The sequence below is a fragment of the Methylorubrum thiocyanatum genome, assembly GCA_014138645.1.
GTDB lineage: Bacteria > Pseudomonadota > Alphaproteobacteria > Rhizobiales > Beijerinckiaceae > Methylobacterium > Methylobacterium thiocyanatum.
This window is the reverse complement of the sequence record JACJIB010000003.1, coordinates 120540-137108: the sequence shown is the minus strand read 5'-3', so window position 1 is coordinate 137108 and position 16569 is coordinate 120540. Positions and strand designations below refer to the sequence as shown.

15 protein-coding genes are annotated in these 16569 nt (G+C 70.4%); 6 read left to right on the top strand and 9 right to left on the bottom strand.

Going from position 1 to position 16569, the window contains the following annotated elements:
- Positions 1 to 155 precede the first annotated feature (155 nt).
- From HNR51_RS08120 to HNR51_RS08110, 3 genes are all read left to right on the top strand, one after another.
- Complete coding sequence (locus HNR51_RS08120; RefSeq protein WP_182554619.1) at positions 156 to 2132, top strand: L,D-transpeptidase family protein; 1977 nt, start codon at positions 156 to 158, stop codon at positions 2130 to 2132.
- 225 nt (positions 2133 to 2357) lie between these two features.
- On the top strand, positions 2358 to 3866 hold the full coding sequence (gene mepK / locus HNR51_RS08115; RefSeq protein ID WP_182554618.1) for a peptidoglycan L,D-endopeptidase MepK: 1509 nt from the start codon (positions 2358 to 2360) through the stop codon (positions 3864 to 3866).
- A gap of 49 nt (positions 3867 to 3915) precedes the next feature.
- On the top strand, positions 3916 to 4698 hold the full coding sequence (locus HNR51_RS08110; protein WP_182554617.1) for a glutathione S-transferase family protein: 783 nt from the start codon (positions 3916 to 3918) through the stop codon (positions 4696 to 4698).
- 103 nt (positions 4699 to 4801) lie between these two features.
- Here the strand turns inward: HNR51_RS08110 and HNR51_RS08105 are convergent, their stop codons facing one another.
- From HNR51_RS08105 to HNR51_RS08095, 3 genes are all read right to left on the bottom strand, one after another.
- A complete protein-coding gene (locus HNR51_RS08105; RefSeq protein ID WP_003601858.1) occupies positions 4802 to 5068 on the bottom strand; it encodes a DUF2312 domain-containing protein in 267 nt (88 codons plus the stop codon).
- A gap of 105 nt (positions 5069 to 5173) precedes the next feature.
- On the bottom strand, positions 5174 to 5482 hold the full coding sequence (locus HNR51_RS08100) for a DUF1244 domain-containing protein (RefSeq protein ID WP_182554616.1): 309 nt from the start codon (positions 5480 to 5482) through the stop codon (positions 5174 to 5176).
- A gap of 55 nt (positions 5483 to 5537) precedes the next feature.
- The gene (locus tag HNR51_RS08095) at positions 5538 to 6311 is read right to left on the bottom strand and encodes an N-formylglutamate amidohydrolase (RefSeq protein WP_182554615.1); all 774 of its coding nucleotides are present in this window, start codon (positions 6309 to 6311) and stop codon (positions 5538 to 5540) included.
- Positions 6312 to 6505: 194 nt separating this feature from the next.
- Here HNR51_RS08095 and HNR51_RS08090 point away from each other — a divergent pair, with 194 nt between their 5' ends.
- Together HNR51_RS08090 and HNR51_RS08085 are read left to right on the top strand one after the other, a co-directional pair.
- Positions 6506 to 7819, top strand: coding sequence for a glycerate kinase type-2 family protein (locus tag HNR51_RS08090; RefSeq protein WP_182554614.1), 1314 nt, complete (start codon positions 6506 to 6508; stop codon positions 7817 to 7819).
- Positions 7785 to 8276 (top strand): DUF1036 domain-containing protein, encoded by a 492-nt coding sequence (locus HNR51_RS08085; RefSeq protein WP_239681480.1) that lies wholly within the window; start codon positions 7785 to 7787, stop codon positions 8274 to 8276. Before HNR51_RS08090 ends, HNR51_RS08085 begins: the two co-directional genes overlap by 35 nt.
- Positions 8277 to 8546: 270 nt before the next feature.
- Here the strand turns inward: HNR51_RS08085 and HNR51_RS08080 are convergent, their stop codons facing one another.
- Positions 8547 to 9404 carry an outer membrane protein gene (locus HNR51_RS08080; RefSeq protein WP_012454743.1) on the bottom strand — a complete coding sequence of 286 codons (858 nt, stop codon included), beginning with the start codon at positions 9402 to 9404 and terminating at the stop codon, positions 8547 to 8549.
- A 369-nt stretch (positions 9405 to 9773) separates the two neighbouring features.
- Here HNR51_RS08080 and pyk point away from each other — a divergent pair, with 369 nt between their 5' ends.
- On the top strand, positions 9774 to 11210 hold the full coding sequence (pyk, locus tag HNR51_RS08075) for a pyruvate kinase (RefSeq protein ID WP_012454742.1): 1437 nt from the start codon (positions 9774 to 9776) through the stop codon (positions 11208 to 11210).
- Positions 11211 to 11316: 106 nt separating this feature from the next.
- Here pyk and HNR51_RS08070 read toward each other — a convergent pair whose 3' ends face one another.
- The 5 genes from HNR51_RS08070 to HNR51_RS08050 all read right to left on the bottom strand — a co-directional run bounded on the left by HNR51_RS08070 (position 11317) and on the right by HNR51_RS08050 (position 16384).
- Positions 11317 to 12312 (bottom strand): alpha/beta fold hydrolase, encoded by a 996-nt coding sequence (locus tag HNR51_RS08070; RefSeq protein ID WP_182554613.1) that lies wholly within the window; start codon positions 12310 to 12312, stop codon positions 11317 to 11319.
- Positions 12313 to 12322: 10 nt separating this feature from the next.
- Complete coding sequence (locus HNR51_RS08065) at positions 12323 to 12928, bottom strand: tetratricopeptide repeat protein (protein WP_012454740.1); 606 nt, start codon at positions 12926 to 12928, stop codon at positions 12323 to 12325.
- 76 nt (positions 12929 to 13004) lie between these two features.
- A complete protein-coding gene (gene ykgO, locus HNR51_RS08060; RefSeq protein WP_003601867.1) occupies positions 13005 to 13130 on the bottom strand; it encodes a type B 50S ribosomal protein L36 in 126 nt (41 codons plus the stop codon).
- 153 nt (positions 13131 to 13283) lie between these two features.
- Positions 13284 to 14651, bottom strand: a complete 1368-nt coding sequence (locus HNR51_RS08055; protein WP_012454739.1) for an HlyD family type I secretion periplasmic adaptor subunit — start codon at positions 14649 to 14651, stop codon at positions 13284 to 13286.
- Positions 14651 to 16384 (bottom strand): type I secretion system permease/ATPase, encoded by a 1734-nt coding sequence (locus HNR51_RS08050; RefSeq protein WP_182554612.1) that lies wholly within the window; start codon positions 16382 to 16384, stop codon positions 14651 to 14653. The genes HNR51_RS08055 and HNR51_RS08050 overlap by 1 nt, the downstream gene beginning before the upstream one ends.
- Between the last annotated feature and the right edge of the window lie 185 nt (positions 16385 to 16569).

Sequence of the window (16569 nt, the reverse complement as noted above, 5' to 3'; positions counted from 1 at the left end):
GAGGGCGGCGGAACAGCCGCCGGGGCTCGGCTGTTCGACCTCAGGATCCGGCTTGGCCGTAAAACGTGACCGTGTGGTTGCGCACGGCCATGGTCGGGTCAATGATCTTTAAGCGGGGCTGCGGCAGTCTCGGCCGTATTCAGGGAGTTGCCGACATGCGCGCTGCATCGGAAGCCGGAACGGGCGTCGCGCGGACCCTGTCCGTCGGAACGCTCTCCGTCGCCTTGGCCACCCTCCTCGCCTTCGGTCACGCCCCGGCCGGCGCCGAGGAACGCGCCGCGACGGAGTCCGGGATCGTCATCCGCAAGGCAGCCGTCGATCCCGCGGACGGGCCGGCGGTGACGCCGGAGGCGACCCAGGGCGCGGCACCGGCTGCCGAGGCGCCCGCTGCCGAGGCCCCGTCCCCGCCCGAGGAACCCGCCCCCAACCCTGCCCCTGCCGCAGAGGGGCCGCCGGCTCCGGTCGCGCCGAGCGAGCCGCTGCCGGCCGCCGTCTATGCCCGCCTCAACGATTCGACGCCGCTTCTGCAGCGGCTGACCGGCAAGGACCGCGAGGCGATCCAGGCCTTCTACGCGCTCGGCAACTTCAAGCCGGTCTGGATCGAGAACGGCGCCTTCAGCGCCGCCGCCAATGCGGCGATCGCCCGCCTGCGCGAGGCGGGCGAGGACGGGCTCGACCCGAACGCCTATCCGGTGCCGGTGGTGGGCAAGCTCAGCCGGCCGGACACGGATGCAGAGATCGCCGAGGCCGACCTGAAGCTTTCGGCCTCGCTCGCCCTCTACGCCCGCGATGCCCGCGGCGGGCGGGTGAATCCGGCGGCGATCTCGAAACTCCTCACCCCCACCCTCGACCTGCCTTCCGCCGACGCGGTGCTGACTCGCCTCGTCGCGGCCGGCGCCGGGGCCGGCGACGCGCTGCAGAGCTACAATCCGCGCCAGCCGGGCTACCTCGCCCTGAAGAAGCGCCTCACCGGGCTGCGGGCGGGACGCACGCAGGGAACGCCGAGCGTGAAGCTGCCCGACGGGCCGCTGCTCAAGCTCGGGATGAGCGACCCGCGGGTGCCGCTGCTGCGCAGCCGATTCGGCCTCGAGAAGCAGGCCGCCGGTACCCTCGATGCCGCCCCCGGCAAGGCCGACGCTTACGACGGCGCCGTCGCCGATGCGGTGAAGAGCTTCCAGCGCAGCCGCGGCCTGCCGGCAAGCGGGACGCTCACCCGCGCCACCGTCGCGGCGCTCGCCAATCCGAGCGTGCCGAAGACGGCGGCGAGCGAGGCCGACCTCCTCGTCAACATGGAGCGCTGGCGCTGGCTCCCGGCGGAGCTCGGGCCGGACTACGTCTTCGTGAACGTGCCCGAATTCAAGCTGAAGGTGTTCCGTGACGGTCACCTGCGCGACGAGACGCGGGTGATCGTCGGCAAGCCGACGAGCCCGACCCCGATCTTCTCGGGGATGATGGAATACGCCGTCGTCAACCCGTCGTGGTACGTGCCGCCCTCGATCCTCAAGCAGATGCTGGCCTCGGGCCGCACCGCCGGGTTCGAGGTGGTGCGCCGGGGCAAGACGATCTCCCTGCGCCAGCCCCCGGGCGAGCGCAACGCGCTCGGCTTCATCAAGTTCATGTTCCCGAACCAGCACTCGGTGTATCTCCACGACACGCCGAACCGCTCGCTGTTCTCCGCCTCGACCCGCGCCTTCAGCCACGGCTGCGTGCGCGTCGACGATCCCTTCCGCTTCGCCGATGCGGTGCTGCCGACCTGGACCGAAGAGCGCCTGAAGAAGCTGATCGGCAAGGGTGAGCGGACGCTGCGCCTGCCCGAGAAGCTGCCGGTACATCTCGCCTACTTCACGGCCGAAGTGGACGATCTCGGTTCCTACCGCACCCTGACGGATCTCTACGGCTATGACGGGCCGATGAAGGCGGCTCTGGGCCTTGCCCCTCGCTCGGAGGCGGTGGCGAAGGGCCCCGCGACCGCCAAGCGGGCGGCCGAGGCCACCCGCACCCCGCCGCGCCGGGCCGCGTCCCGCGAGGCCTCGCGCAGCGAGCGCCGTGCCGCGCCGCGGCGCGCGCCCGACATGTTCGGCGAGCCGGAGGGCGGCCCTGTCTACGCCTATCCGCAGCGCAGCTTCTGGTAGGTTGGTGACGCCGCCTTTTCCCGCGCAGGTCGGCACCCGCGTCACCTTGCGCGGGACAGCGTGCGCCGCGCCGCTTGCGAGGCTCTTTTTTGCCACGGTTGGCCCGTAGCCGTCGCGAAAGACGGCAAGCAGCACGGGCCCCGACGACCCGCCTTTCCGGTCCTCGGCCACCTTTGCGCCCTCGCGACATCGCCGATGTCGCGGCCGTCCCGCGAGGTGAGGACCATGCTGCGCACGATCCGGGACCGCCTGACCTCGATCCGCACGTCGCCGTCCCCGCGCCTGAAGCGCTCCCTGTCGGCCGCGGGGGTCATGACCGCGCTGCTCGTCGCGGGCACCGCCGAGACCCAGGACGCGATCGCCAACGGCGACACCCGAACCCTCTCGATGGTGCACCAGCACACCGGTGAGAGCCTGACCGTCACCTTCAAGCGCGACGGACGCTACGACCGCGCCGCCCTCGACCAGATCAACTGGCTCATGCGCGACTGGCGCGAGAACGAATCGGTCAAGATGGACCCGCGCCTGTTCGACGTGGTGTGGGAGGCGCAGCGCTCCGTCGGCTCGTCGGCGCCGCTGCGCATCGTCTGCGGCTACCGCAGCCCGAAGACCAACGGCATGCTGCGCCGCCGCTCCTCCGGCGTCGCCGAGACCAGCCAGCACATGCTCGGCAAGGCCATGGACTTCTTCATGACCGACGCCTCGATCGACCAGATCCGCGCGGTCGGAATGCGGATGCAGCGCGGCGGCGTCGGCTGGTATCCCCGCTCCGGCTCGCCCTTCGTCCATCTCGATGTCGGCTCGGTGCGCTCCTGGCCGCGCATGAGCCACGATCAGCTCGCCCGGCTGTTCCCGGACGGCAAGACCGTCCACCTCCCGGCCGACGGCAAGCCGCTGGCCCGCTACGAGGAGGCACGCGCCGAGATCCTGTCCCGCGGCGGCACGGTGCTCGGCTACACCGCGGTCGCGAGCGCCGACGAGATCGACGACGGACCCGGCCTCAAGGGCTTCTTCGCCTCGCTCTTCGGCGGCAGCGGCACGGATGCGCCGCCGGCCGCGCTCGCCAGCGCAGCGACGCCGTCGAAGGCACGGGCGAAGCCGAGCATCGCCGTCGCCAGCGCCGACCCGGCCGACACCACCGCGGCGATGGCCTACGCCGCGCCGAACGCCTCGGAGGCCCTGCGCGCCACGAGCCTGCGCCGGGACGGCAGGTCATCCAACGAACTTTCGGTCAAGGAGCTGCTGACCGGCGAGACCGAGCAGGCGATCGTCGCGCCGCTGCCGCCGCGGCGTCCCTCCGAATTCGCCGTCGTCGCCACCGCGCTCACCATTCCGCTGCCGCCACAGCGACCGACCCAGCTCGCCTCCCTCAACGGCGAAGGTCTCGGCGGCATGGTGCACGTGGCCGACGCCACCGAGGCGCAAGCCGACATGGCTTTGGAATCCTCGGCGCCGGCAGCGGCCGAGGTCCGGCTGGTGCCGGCGGATGCCGACCCGCGCGAGCAGGTCCGTGGGCTGCTGTTTGCGGCGGTACGGGGCATCTCCGAGCCCGCCGCACCGAGCGTGCCGGTCCACGTCGCCCTGGCGCGACCGCGGCCGGACGAGGCGCTGCCCGCCGAGGCGCTCCACCGGTCGTCGGCGGCGCCGGCGAGCCGCTTCTCGACGGAGCCGGCCGTGCTGTCCGCGGCCCGCTTCACCGGCTCCGCGACGCAGGCGCCCGCCGTCGACCGTTGACGGCCGAGGCGCCCGCGCCACCTCGGGGGATATCCAGCCGAGGTTGCCGATGCGGCTCTACGAGCACCCGCTCTCGTCCTACGCCCAGAAGATCAAGATCGCGCTGCGCGAGAAGGGCGTCACCTTCACGGCGGAGGTACCCGACAGCTTCGGCACCGGCCGCAGCGACACCCCCTTCGCCGACGCGAACCCGCGCACCGAGGTACCGGTCCTCATCGACGGCGACGTCACGATCTTCGAATCGACCGTAATCCTCGAATACATCGAGGAGCGCTGGCCCGAGCCGCCGCTGCTGCCCCGCGATCCCGCCGCGCGGGCCTTCGCCCGGCAGACCGAAGACGTCTGCGATACGCAGTACGAGGCGGTGAACTGGGGCTTCGGCGAGGTGCTGTGGTTCCGCCGCGCCACGGACGCCCTGGCGGATCAGCTTCGGACGCGGGCTGCCGGGCAGACGCGCACGCTGCAGGCTTGGCTCGAAAAGCGCCTCGGAGAGGCCGTGTGGTTCGGCGGCGACGATTTCGGTTGGGCGGACGCCGCGGCGGCGCCGATGGTCAACCGCTCGGTGCATTACGGCCTGGGGCCGGAGCCCGGGACGCCGCTGGCGCGCTGGCATGACCGCGTCCGGGAACGGCCTTCCGTCGCCGCGACCTTCGCGGAGTTCGACGTCGCTGCGGCGGAGATGGCCGCGGCCTCGGATCTCTACACGAGCGGCGGGCGGCGCCGGGAATATCGCGACCACCGGCTCGAATGGATGGTGAAGTCCGGCGGGATCGAGGTGGTTCTGGCAGGTCTCCGGGACGGCAACATCCGCTTTCCGTGGCCGGAAGGATGACGCGGCGCCCGTCAGCGCGTGGCGGAGCCGTCCGGCGGCCGGACCATCCCGAGGGAGGGCGCGTCAGACCGGTTCGGCTCCGCCGCACGAGGGCGTCTGACGGCTACGCCATCCCGAGCGCCTGGAGGTAGAGTTCGAGGATCGCCTCCTCCTCCTGGCGCTCGTCGTGGTCGCGCTTGCGCAGGGAGATGATCTTGCGCAGCACCTTCACGTCGAAGCCGTTGGCCTTGGCTTCGGCGTAGACGTCCTTGATGTCGCCCGCGATACCGGCTTTCTCCTCTTCGAGGCGCTCGATGCGCTCGATGATGCTCTTGAGCTGGTCGGCGGCGACCGAGGACGGATCGACGGCGGGGGCAGGCGAGGCGGCCATGGCGGCGCTCCTTCACGCGAGGGATGGCGTGCGCTGGGAGGCGCACGCCGGATGCCCCGGGATTACGGCATCAACCTTACCCGCTCGTTGATGACGGCGCTCCCGTCAGTGGCCGCCGGCTTGGCTGGAGGAGAAGCGCGCCTGCTGCTCGGGACTGGCGTCGGTCTGGTGCTTCTGCTTCCACTCTTCGTAGGGCATGCCGTAGACGTGCTCGCGGCTCTGGTCCTTCGAGAGGTCGAGCCCGCGCTCGTCGGCGGCGTCCTTGAGCCAGTTCGACAGGCAGTTGCGGCAGAACCCGGCCAGATTCATCAGGTCGATGTTCTGAACGTCGGTGCGATTGCGCAGGTGCGAGACGAGGCGGCGGAACACGGCCGCCTCCAGTTCGGTCTGCGTGGCAGGATCGATTCCGGTCATGGCGTCTCTCTCGGATCTTGGGATGCCGGAGAGGTCGCCCTGCGCTGCCCCGCCGTCAAGCCGCCGGGCGCAGCATCGGCTTCAGGATGCGGGCGAAACGCTGTGCCCATTCCTCTTGACCCTCGGGGCCGCCGATCAGGTCCTGCCTGATCTCGACCAGGGCGTTGGGCAGGCCACGGGCGGTGGCGTGACGATCGATCGTATCGCCGGGCAGGCCGCCGCCGTAAGGCTGGTTGTCGCCGACGCACAGCCCCGCCGGATCGGCCTTGAGCGCCTCGATCAGCAGACGGCTCATCCCCGCGTCGCGGTCGTAGAGGACGCCGACCTGCCAGGGGCGGGCGATGGTGCGCCAGAACGGCGTGAAGCTGTGCATCGTCAGGAACATCGGGCGCACGCCCGCTGCCTCGGCCTGTGCCACCGCCTCGTCCACGGCGCGGTCGAAGGGCACGTAGAAGCGACGGATCCGCTCGGCGATGCCGGCCGCGTCGATGCGGGCATTGCCGGGCACGATGGCGCCGTCGGAGAGCCGCATCACCAGGGTCGGGTCGAGGCGCCCCCGGTTCGGGTCGATGATGAGCCGCGAGAATTGCGTCAGCACCGCCGGAACGCCGAGCCGGGCGGCGAGGCGGCGCGTGACCTCGGCCGCGCCGATGTCGTAGGCGATGTGGCGTGAAAATTCCGGTTCCGGCACCCCGAGCCGGCCGAGATCCTCCGGCACCGCGTTCGAGGCGTGCTCGCAGACCAGCAGGAGCCCGCGGGCCGGATCGCCCGCGATGCGCTCCACAGGATGTTCGGGAAGGATTTCGGTCTCGGGTTCGATGGACAGCATGAGCGATTATCTGGGCCGGTGCGGCAGGATCGGAAGGGGCGCGGTCCGCAGGGCCGGTCCGCGATGGGGAAGGATCGTGCCGGGGTCAAAAAGATTGCTCCGCGGCACGAAAGTTTTGTGAAACCGCGAAGGCTTGCCGACACGGCAGCGCTCGGGCAAGCAAACGCTCAAACAAGAACCGTGCGAGGACGCCCATGACCGCCCCTGCCCCGACCGATCCGGCCCACGCGGAGCGTCGCGCCCTGCTCTCGTCGATCCTCGACGAGGCGATCGCCGCCGCCCATCCGCGCAAGTGCCTCGTCGGGCACCTGCCGGCACCGACGCCGGGGCGGCTCATCATCCTCGGCGCGGGCAAGGCCGGCGGCAGCATGGCGGCGGTGGCGAGCCGTTTCTACCGCCAGGAGCACGGCGTGCCGGAGGACCGGATCGTCGGTCTCGCGGTGGCGCGGCATGGCTACGGCGAGGATGCACCGGGCATCCGCATGGTCGAGGCGGGTCATCCGGTTCCCGACGCGGCCGGCATCGAGGCGACCAAGGAGGCGCTCGCCATCGCCGCCAGCGCCGGCCCGGAGGACGAGGTTCTGGTACTGCTCTCCGGCGGCGGCTCGGCGAACTGGATCGCGCCGGCCGGCAACCTGACGCTCGCCGAGAAGCAGGCGATCACCAAGGCGCTGTTGCGCTCGGGCGCGCCGATCAACGAGATCAACGCCGTGCGCAAGCACCTCTCACGCATCAAGGGCGGGCGCCTCGCCGTCGCCGCGCGCAACGCGAAGTCGATCCTGACGCTGGCGATCTCCGACGTGCCGCACGACGACCCCTCGGTGATCGCCTCCGGCCCGACCGTGCCCGATCCCTCCACCCTCGCCGATGCGCGGGCGATCTGCGAGCGGCGCGGGATCACCCTGCCCGACTCGGCCATCGCCCTGCTCAACGATCCGGCCAACGAGACCCCGAAGGCGGGCGATCCGGCCTTCGCCCGCGCCGAGTACCGCATCATCGCCCGGCCGATCGACGCTCTGGAGGCGGCAGCCGAGGCCGCGCGCCGCGCCGGTTACGAGCCGGTGATGCTGGGCTCCGACCTCGAAGGCGAGGCCCGCGAGGTCGCCGCCGAGCATGCGCGGCTGGCGCTGGAGGCCAAGCAGGCGGGCCGGCGCGTCGCGCTGATCTCGGGCGGCGAACTCACCGTCACCATCCGCGGCGAGGGCGACGGCGGGCCGAACCAGGAATACGCCCTCGCGCTGGCTCTGGCACTCGACGGCGCCGAGGGCATCGCCGGGATCGCCGCCGACACCGACGGCACCGATGGCGGGCGCGGCGCCGCGACCGACCCGGCGGGCGGTCTCGTCGATGCGACTACCCTGGCACGGGCGCGGGCCGCCGGGCTCGATCCTCAGGCGATGCTGACGGACAACGATTCGACGCGATTCTTCGCGACAATCGGTGATCTCGTTCAGCCGGGTCCCACCCGAACCAATGTCAACGACTGCCGCGTCATCCTTGTGGGCTGAGTTTCGGGCTCTGTCCCGTTCCGCCGGTTGCCGGACCCTGCTGCGGCTCGGCCTCGCGGCGGGGCTCGCCGCCCTGCCCTTGCCCGCTTTGGCAGACCTGCGCCTCTGCAACCAGACCGCCAGCAAGGTCGGCGTTACGCTGGGCTACCGCGACGCGCAGGGCTGGGTGACGGAAGGGTGGTGGGATCTGAAGCCGCGCAGTTGCGAGACCCTGCTACGCGGCTCGCTCGCGGCCCAATTCTATTATGTCTACGCGGTGGACTATACGCGCGGTGGCGAGTGGAGTGGCCGTGCGATGATGTGCACCCGTGATACGGCCTTCACCATCCGCGGCGTCGAGGATTGTCTGGCCCGCGGCTTCGACCGTAACGGCTTCATCGAAGTCGATACCGGCCAGCAGCGCAACTGGACGATCCAGCTGTCCGATCCCGGCCAGCCGCTGGCCGGCGGCCCGTAAGGCGGATCCGCCCCTCGCGGCAGGGAAGCAGCGGAGCATCCGGTGCGGGTGGATTCGCACCACCGATCATGGTCGCACGCCCGGCGCTGCCGGATGCTCGCTCTCGTGCACAGCGCCGTGCTGCGTGCCGCAGCACCAACTCACCGGATCGAAAAAGCGTCGCTGAGGCTCCGCGTTTCCGCGGCAGCGCTCGCCAGTTCCAGCCTGCTCAAACGAAAACGGGCGCCTCATCGAGGCGCCCGCTCAATCAGCTTCGAGGCTGTCGGTGACTCAGAGGCCGCCGAACTTGTAGTTGAAGCCGGCGCGGATCAGGCTGCCCTCGGTGGAGAAGCGCGAGGTGTAGGAGCCGGGCGGGGTCGGCGCAGTCTGATTGATCAGCACGTTGCGGCTGCCGAGATCGTAGCGGATGTACTCCACCTTGACCGTCACGTCGGACTGAATGCCGAGCCAGCGGCCGACGGAGAAGTAGTTCAGGAAGCTGTCGGGCGTGATCGCGTACTCGATACCGCCACCGTAGTTGTAGCCGGTCTCGAAGATCTTGCGACCGCCGCCGGTGTACTGCAGGACCGTGGCGCCCGGGTTGAAGAAGTCGGCGCCGTAGCTGACATGGCCGAAGGCGAGACCGCCGGTGCCGTAGACGAAGAACCGGTCGAAGGCGTAGCCGAGCTTGCCGTTGACGGTGCCGAGGAAGTCGAGGTCCTGCGTGTAGACGCTGGCATTGCCGACGACCGGGTTCGGCGTGCCGTAGAAGCCGATCCGCTTGTCGAGGTCGAGCCAGGTGGCGTCGAACGCCAGACCGGCCACGAAGCCGGAGCCCGGCGTGAACTGATAGTTATAGCCGAAGCCGCCGCCGATGCGGGAGAAGCCGTCGACTTCGCTCTTGAGGGAGGCGGGGCGGCGGGCGAGCTGCACGTTGGTGGCCGTGAAGGCGTCGTTGCCGCGGGTCTGGATGTTCGGGTTGTCGGTGAACGCGTAACCCGTGTGCAGGCCGGCATAGAAGCCGGTCCAGGTGAAGACGGGGACCGGCGTGAAGGCGACCGGCGGAGCCTCGCGGCGGGGCAGGTCGGCGGCGAAGGCCGCGGTGGTCGCGAGCGCTGCGGCGCTGCCCAGAAGGAGAGCTCTGATCACGGTGGGATGGCCTTCGAAAAGTGCTGAATTTCGAAGCGTAAGCTATCAGCGTTGCGGCCAAGCTGCCTATGACTTTCCAGCAACACGCAGCGAAGATGCCGAGAGAGTTGCGTTCACGAAAAGTTATAACTGCAGGTTCCGTGGAGTTGAGCGGCGTAGAGAACAGGACTTCGCAGAGAAAGTTCCCCTTGTCGGAAAATTCCCGACGTGCCTCCGGGGTGCGGCCTTGACCTCGGGGTCCGAGGGATGCTTGTGGCCCGCAAGCCCCCGTCCGGCCATCGGCACCGTCTCGAACGTGCCGCCCATCTGCCGGGCCGTTCCCGCGCGCGATGTCCGCGACCGGCGGGTCCAGCGGGTGTTGGAGGCTCCATGAAGCGCTCGCGCCGCACCAAGATCGTCGCCACCCTCGGCCCGGCATCCGACACGCCGGAGATGATCGAGAAACTGTTCCATGCCGGAGCGGACGTGTTCCGCATCAACATGAGCCACTTGGCCCGTGAAAAGCTGCCGGAGCGGATCGAGGTGATCCGCACCATCGAGCGCGAGGCCAAGCGCCCCATCGGCATCCTCGTCGATCTCCAGGGGCCGAAGCTGCGGCTCGGCACCTTCGTCGGTGACGCCGCCGAGCTGGAGAACGGCCAGACCTTCGTGCTCGATTCGGACCCGACGCCGGGCGACGCGGATCGCGTCTACCTGCCCCATCCGGAGATCCTGTCGGCGCTGGAGCCCGATCATGGAATCCTGATCGACGACGGCAAGCTCCGCCTCGTCGTCACCGAGGTGAGCGAGGGCCGCGCGGTCACCCGCGTCGAGGTCGGCGGGCGCATCTCGAATCGCAAGGGCGTGTCGCTGCCCCATACGGTGCTGCCGCTGCCGGCGATGACCGAGAAGGACCGCGGCGATCTCGAAGCCGGACTGGCCGCCGGTGCCGACTGGATCGCCGTCTCCTTCGTGCAGCGCCCCGAGGACGTGGCCGAGGTGAAGAAGGTCGCGGCCGGGCGCGCCCTCGTGATGGCCAAGATCGAGAAGCCGCAGGCGCTCACCCGCCTCGACGAGATCATCGAGATTTCCGACGGCATCATGGTCGCCCGCGGCGATCTCGGCGTCGAGATGCCGCTCGAGCAGGTGCCGGGCGTGCAGAAACGCATCACCCGCGGCGCCCGCCGGCTCGGCAAGCCGGTCGTGGTGGCCACGCAGATGCTCGAATCGATGATCACCGCCCCGGTGCCGACCCGCGCCGAGGTGTCGGACGTGGCCACCGCCGTCTACGAGGGCGCCGATGCGGTGATGCTCTCGGCCGAGAGTGCCGCCGGCCAGTTCCCGGTCGAGGCGATCAGCACCATGAGCCGGATCGCCGAACAGGTGGAGCGGGACGCACTCTACTGGTCGATCCTGATGGCGCAGCGCTCCGAACCCGAGCCGACCGCCTCCGACGCCATCGCGGCGGCGGCGCACCAGATCGTCGAGGCGCTCGGCCTGCGCTCAATCATGGCCTGGACTCATTCGGGTTCGACGGTGCTGCGGCTCGCCCGGGCGCGGCCCAATGCCAGCGTCATCGCCTTGACGCCGAAGCGCGAGACGGCACGGCGGCTCACCATGGCCTGGGGCGTGCACCCCATCGTCACCAAGGATGCCAGCGACGTGGACGACATGGCGTTCCGCGCCGCCAAGTTCGCGGTGCGCGAGCGCTTCGCCGAGATCGGCGATCGGGTGATCGTCGTGGCCGGCGTGCCGTTCGGCATCCCGGGGGCGACGAACATGGTGCGCATCGCCTTCGTGACCCGCGAGCACGCCGAGCGGGCGTGACGCGCTAGCGCATCGTGCTGGATATCGGATCCAGCACGATGCTCTAGGCTCTTGTTTTCGCATCGTCTTTTTCCGAAAGCCGGCAGCCACCTTTCGGGACAATGCTCTACCGCGCGAGGGACGCCGACAGCGCCTCGACTTCGCGCACCAATGTGTCGGGCGCGGTGTAGGTCAGCATGTGTCCCACGCCCGGCAGAACCACGCGCCGGGCCTGGGGCATCGCTTGGACCAACGGGTCGGTTTGCAAGCGTGTCTGGACGACCGGATCGGCATCGCCGGCTACGATCACGCTCGGTACGCGCAGGGTTTCGTAGCGCGGCGCCTGCTCGACGAGCGCGGCGGGAAGTCCCGCAAGATCCTGGATGTTGGCGAGCGCCGGGCCCGGCCGGAGGATCAGCGGCGCGCGGCTCGCCGCGACATAGTTTTCGACCGGTGGTTCCGGTCGGAACACGCTCCGGGCGACCGACGGCAGGTAGGCGAGGCCGACCGGGATCGCGACGGTCCGGGTCAGCAGCCACGTCACCGGCGGCGTCAAGGCGAGCCCTGCCCACCAGGGCAGCGGACGGGCCGGGAACGGCATCGCCACCGGCGCGACGAGGACCAGCCCGGAGACCTGTTCCGGCCGGTCGAGCGCCATCCGCAGAGCGAGCGCGCCGGACCAGGAATGGCCGAGCAGGATCACCGGTCCGGTCGCGAGCCGATCCAGGGCCTGCCCCAACGCCCTTCCCTGGAAAGCCGGGGACGCCGCCGCCGCACCGGCGAGACGGTCGCTGTTGCCGTAACCCGGCCTGTCGAAGGCGATGACCCGGAAGCCCGCGCGGGCCAGGTGGCGCCCGACGCCCTCCATGGGGTCGTAGGCGTTCGCCGAGGCGCCGTGGAGCAGGACGATCGTGGCCCGCGCTCCCTCCGCCGGCCCGTCTTCGAGATAGGCGATTCGGCCGCCCTCGAGAGCGACGTTTCGGTCGGCCGCCGGATAACGCGCCTCGACGCGCCACGCGATCAGCCGCGTCGCGATGGCGGCGCAGGCGAGCGCCAGAACCACGAGCCCGATCGTCGCCGCCAGGAAGCCCGCGGCGAAGCGCAGGAGATCGAAGAGGCTCACGGCGCGCGGCTCAGAGGTCGCGGCCCTCGACCTCGGGCGTCAGCCGCTCGATCGCCTTCTTGAGCATGTCCCATTGCGGGTAGAGCGCCTCCGCCCGGCGGAAGGCATCGAGGGCGCGGCCCTTGTCGTCCCGAGCGAGGTAGAGCTTGCCGAGGGCGGCCCAGGCCTCGAAATGGCGCGGCTCCAGAACCAGGGCGCGCTGGAGGTCGGCGACCGCGGTCGCCGAATCGGACAGGCGCCAGAACAGGGTCGCGCGCCGGCTCCAGCCCTCGGACCAGTTCGGCTCCAGGGCGACGGCGCGATCCATCAGTTCGACGGCGAGCGGCAGGTCGTTGCCGCTCATCGCCTGCCGGGCGCGGTCGGAGAGAAGGTCGGCTGTCGCGCTGCCGGAGCGGCCGAGACGGCGCTCGATCAGCGTGGCGATCGCCTTGGCCTCGGTCTCGTCGCCGGCCTGCTTGAGGCGGGTGTAGAGATCCTCGAGGCTGACCGGCGGATGCGCCTTGCGCTCCTTCTCCGGCGCGGCCTTGCCCGCTGCCGCGTGGCCGGCTCCCGCCAGACCAGCGACCGCAAGGCCGAGGCAGAAGACGGTCAGAAGTGGGGTGCGTCGCGCGTCCATGGGTCCGGAGCTTCCACCCCGAACCCGGCTCCCGTCAACGCGCTCCGGTGCCGCGTGCGATTCGCGGCACGGGCCATCAGCCCTGGCGGGCCTTGAAGCGCTTCTGGGTCTTGTTGATGACGTAGACGCGGCCCTTGCGGCGCACGAGCTGGTTGTCGCGGTGACGGCCGCGCAGCGACTTGAGCGAGTTGCGAATCTTCATCGGTCTCACATCGGCACGGATTCGAGACCGGCCGCCTGTTGTTCAAGGTGTCTCGAAGGAACGGAGCGTCACGAGGACGCTCCGGCGATGACGTCAGCGACATCGCGGGGAGGCGGTCGCCTTATCAGACAACCCGCCCCCGAGGCAAGGTTGTCAGCGCTCGCGCCACGCTTTGGCGATCTGATCGGTGAGCGGCTTGGTGAGATAGGACAGGACCGAGCGTTCGCCGATCTGGGTGAACGACTCGACCGGCATGCCCGGAACCAGCCGCAGGCCCTTCAGGCGCTCCTTCTGGTCCTCCCGGATGCGGATGCGCGCCGTGTAGTAGCTCTGCCCGGTCTTGGGATCCTGGGTCACGTCCGCGGACACCCGCACCACCTCGCCGTCGATCTCCGGCGTCGTGCGCGTGTTGAAGGCGGCAAACCGCAGAACCGCTTTCTGGCCGACCCGCACGTTGTCGATGTCCTGCGGCTGCACCCGCACCTCGACGAGGAGCTGGTCGGAGGCCGGCACGATCAGCATCGCCGGTTCGCTCGGCACGACGAGGCCGCCCACCGTGTGCACGCTCATCTGGTGCACGAAGCCGTCCTGCGGCGCGCGTAGCTCGACCCGCTTGAGCTGGTCCTCGGCCGCCACGCGCTTCTCACGCAGCTCCGACCACTTGCCGCGGATCTCGGCGAGATCCTTGCCGACCTCGGTGCGCATCTCGCCGTCGATCTGGATGATCTGCAGCTCGGTCTCGGCGATCTTGCCGCGCGCCGAAGCGGTGGAGGCGACGAGCTGGCCGCGCTCGCCCTCGAGCCGGGCGGCGTCGCGCTCCAGCGCCGTGACCCGCGAGAGCGGCACGAGGTTCTTGGCATAGAGGTCGCGCACGCCCGTCAGTTCGTGGCCGATCAGGTTGATCTCGCGGTCCTTGGCCGCCGCCTGCTTGGTCAGGCCGGCGATCTCCTGGCGGAGCTGGTCGACCCGCTCGCGCAGCTGCGCCTTCTGCCCCTCGCGCCCGGCGACGCGGGCGGCGAACAGCCGCGACTCGCCGTCGATCAGCCGGGCGACGGTCGGGTCGGTGTCGATGCGGGCGACGAGGTCGGGCGGGAAGGTGATGGTTTTCAGCCCATCGCGCTCGGCCTCGTCGCGGGCACGGCGGGCGGAGAGCTCGTCCATGGCCTTGAGCACGATGTCGAGGTTGGCCCGGGTCTGGGTCTCGTCGAGGCGGATCAGCACGTCGCCGGCGGCGACCCGCTGGCCCTCGCGCGCCAGCAACTCGCCGACGACACCGCCGGTGGGGTGCTGGACCTTCTTCACGTCGGTCTCGACGACGAGCTGGCCCGGCGCGATCACCGCGGCGGAGATGTCGGTAAAGGTGGCCCAGCCGCCGACGCCGAAGACCAGGGCAACCGAGAGGCCGAGCGCGACGGCGAGATGACGCCGGATCGAGCCGTGCGCGGCGGGCCGCGGCAGCGCCGGGGCGAAGCCGCTCAGGGGTGCGGGGGCAAGGGGTGCGGGGGCAAGTGTCGAGGACATCAGGCACTCTCTCGGATCGTGGGCGCGGCGACCGGCGCGGGCGCCGGCGTCGGGCGCAGGACGCGCTTGAGGATCTCATCCTTCGGCCCGAAGGCCTGGGCGCGGCCGTCGGCCATCATCAGGATCAGGTCGAGGGCGGCGAGCGCGCTCGGCCGGTGGGCGACGACGACGCAGATGCCGCCGCGCTGGCGCACGCCGAGGATCGCCTGCGTCAGGGCGTTCTCGCCTTCGCTGTCGAGGTTGGCGTTGGGCTCGTCGAGCACCACGAGGAAGGGATCGCGGTAGAGCGCCCGCGCCAGCCCGACCCGCTGGCGCTGCCCGGCGGAGAGGCCCGAGCCGCCCTCGCCGATCCGGGTGTCGTAGCCGTCGGGCAGCCGCAGGATCAGCTCGTGCACGCCCCCCGCCTTGGCTGCGGCGATGACGGCCTCGGACGGTGCACCGGGCTCGAAGCGGGCGATGTTCTCGGCGACGGTGCCGGCAAACAGCTCCACCTCCTGCGGCAGGAAGCCGATATGGGGTCCGAGGTCGCCGCTCGACCATTGATCGAGCGCCGCGCCGTCGAAGCGGACCTTTCCGCGCACGGGCGGCCAGACGCCGACGAGCGCGCGGACCAGCGAGGACTTGCCCGAGGCCGAGGGGCCGATGATGCCGAGCCCCTGCCCGGCCCGCAGGCCGAAGCTGACATCCTGCACCACGAGGCGCGGCGTGCCGGGCGGGGCGATGCTGGCGGCCTCGACGGTGATGGTCTCGGCGGGCGCCGGCAGCGCGTGCGGCCGCTCGCCCTGCGGCATCCGGGCGAGCAGCTCGGACAGCCGGTGCCAGCTCTGGCGCGCGGCCACGAACCCCTTCCAGTTGGCGATGGTGAGTTCCGCCGGAGCGAGCGCACGGGAGACGAGGATCGAGCTGGCGATGATGATGCCGGCGCTGGCCTCATTGTGGATGACGAGCCAGGCACCCAGCGCCAGCACGCCCGATTGCAGCGCCATGCGGAACACCTTGGAACCGGCACCGAAGCCGCTTCCGGCATCCGAGACGGCCTGATGCGCGTCCATGTATTCGCGGTTGGCCAGGGCCCAGCGGGCGGCCAGACGCTCCTGCATGCCCATGGCGGCCAGCACCTCGGCGTTGCGGCGCCCGGACTCAGCGAGCGCGTTGCGCCGCATGCCGTGGCCGGTGGCCTCCCGCGTCGGGCCCTTGCTGGCGCGATCGGTCAGGACCGTGATCGCGGCGAGGATCGCCATGCCGACCAGCGCCGCGACGCCGATCAGCGGATGGAACAGGAAGCAGATCAGCAGGTAGACCGGCATCCAGGGCAGGTCGAAGAAGGCGGAGGGGCCTGAACCGGACAGGAAGGCGCGGATCTGGTCGAGGTCGCGCAGCGGCAGGAGGCCGTCGCCCTGGTTCGCCCCTTTGAGCGGGGCGCGCACGACGAGATCGAACACGCGCCCGCTCAGGGCTTCGTCGAGCGCGGCGCCGATGCGGGCCAGGATGCGGCCGCGGATGGTCTCGAGCACGCCTTGGAAGGCGTAGAGCGCCAGCGCGAGCGCGGCGAGCCCGATCAGGGTCGGCACCGAGCGGCTCGGGATCACCCGGTCGTAGACTTCGAGCATGAAGAACGAGCCGGTGAGATAGAGGATGTTCACCAGCCCGCTCATCACGGCGACGCCCACGAAGGCCGTCTTGCACTTGCCGAGTGCCGCGGCGATCTCGTTCTTGTCGCGCTTCTCGCTCACGGTCCTGTCCCCCGATTGACGATGCCCTGGATGGGCTGCCGCTCTGACCGCCCAGCGGCCTATGCCGAATGAGCGTCTTGATAACGGAAAATGCGACTAAATTTCAGCATACGGCCCGTACTTAGATGGAGTTACGCCTTTCGATCTAGGAGCATATTGAACATATCATTAAATCGCACCAGCAC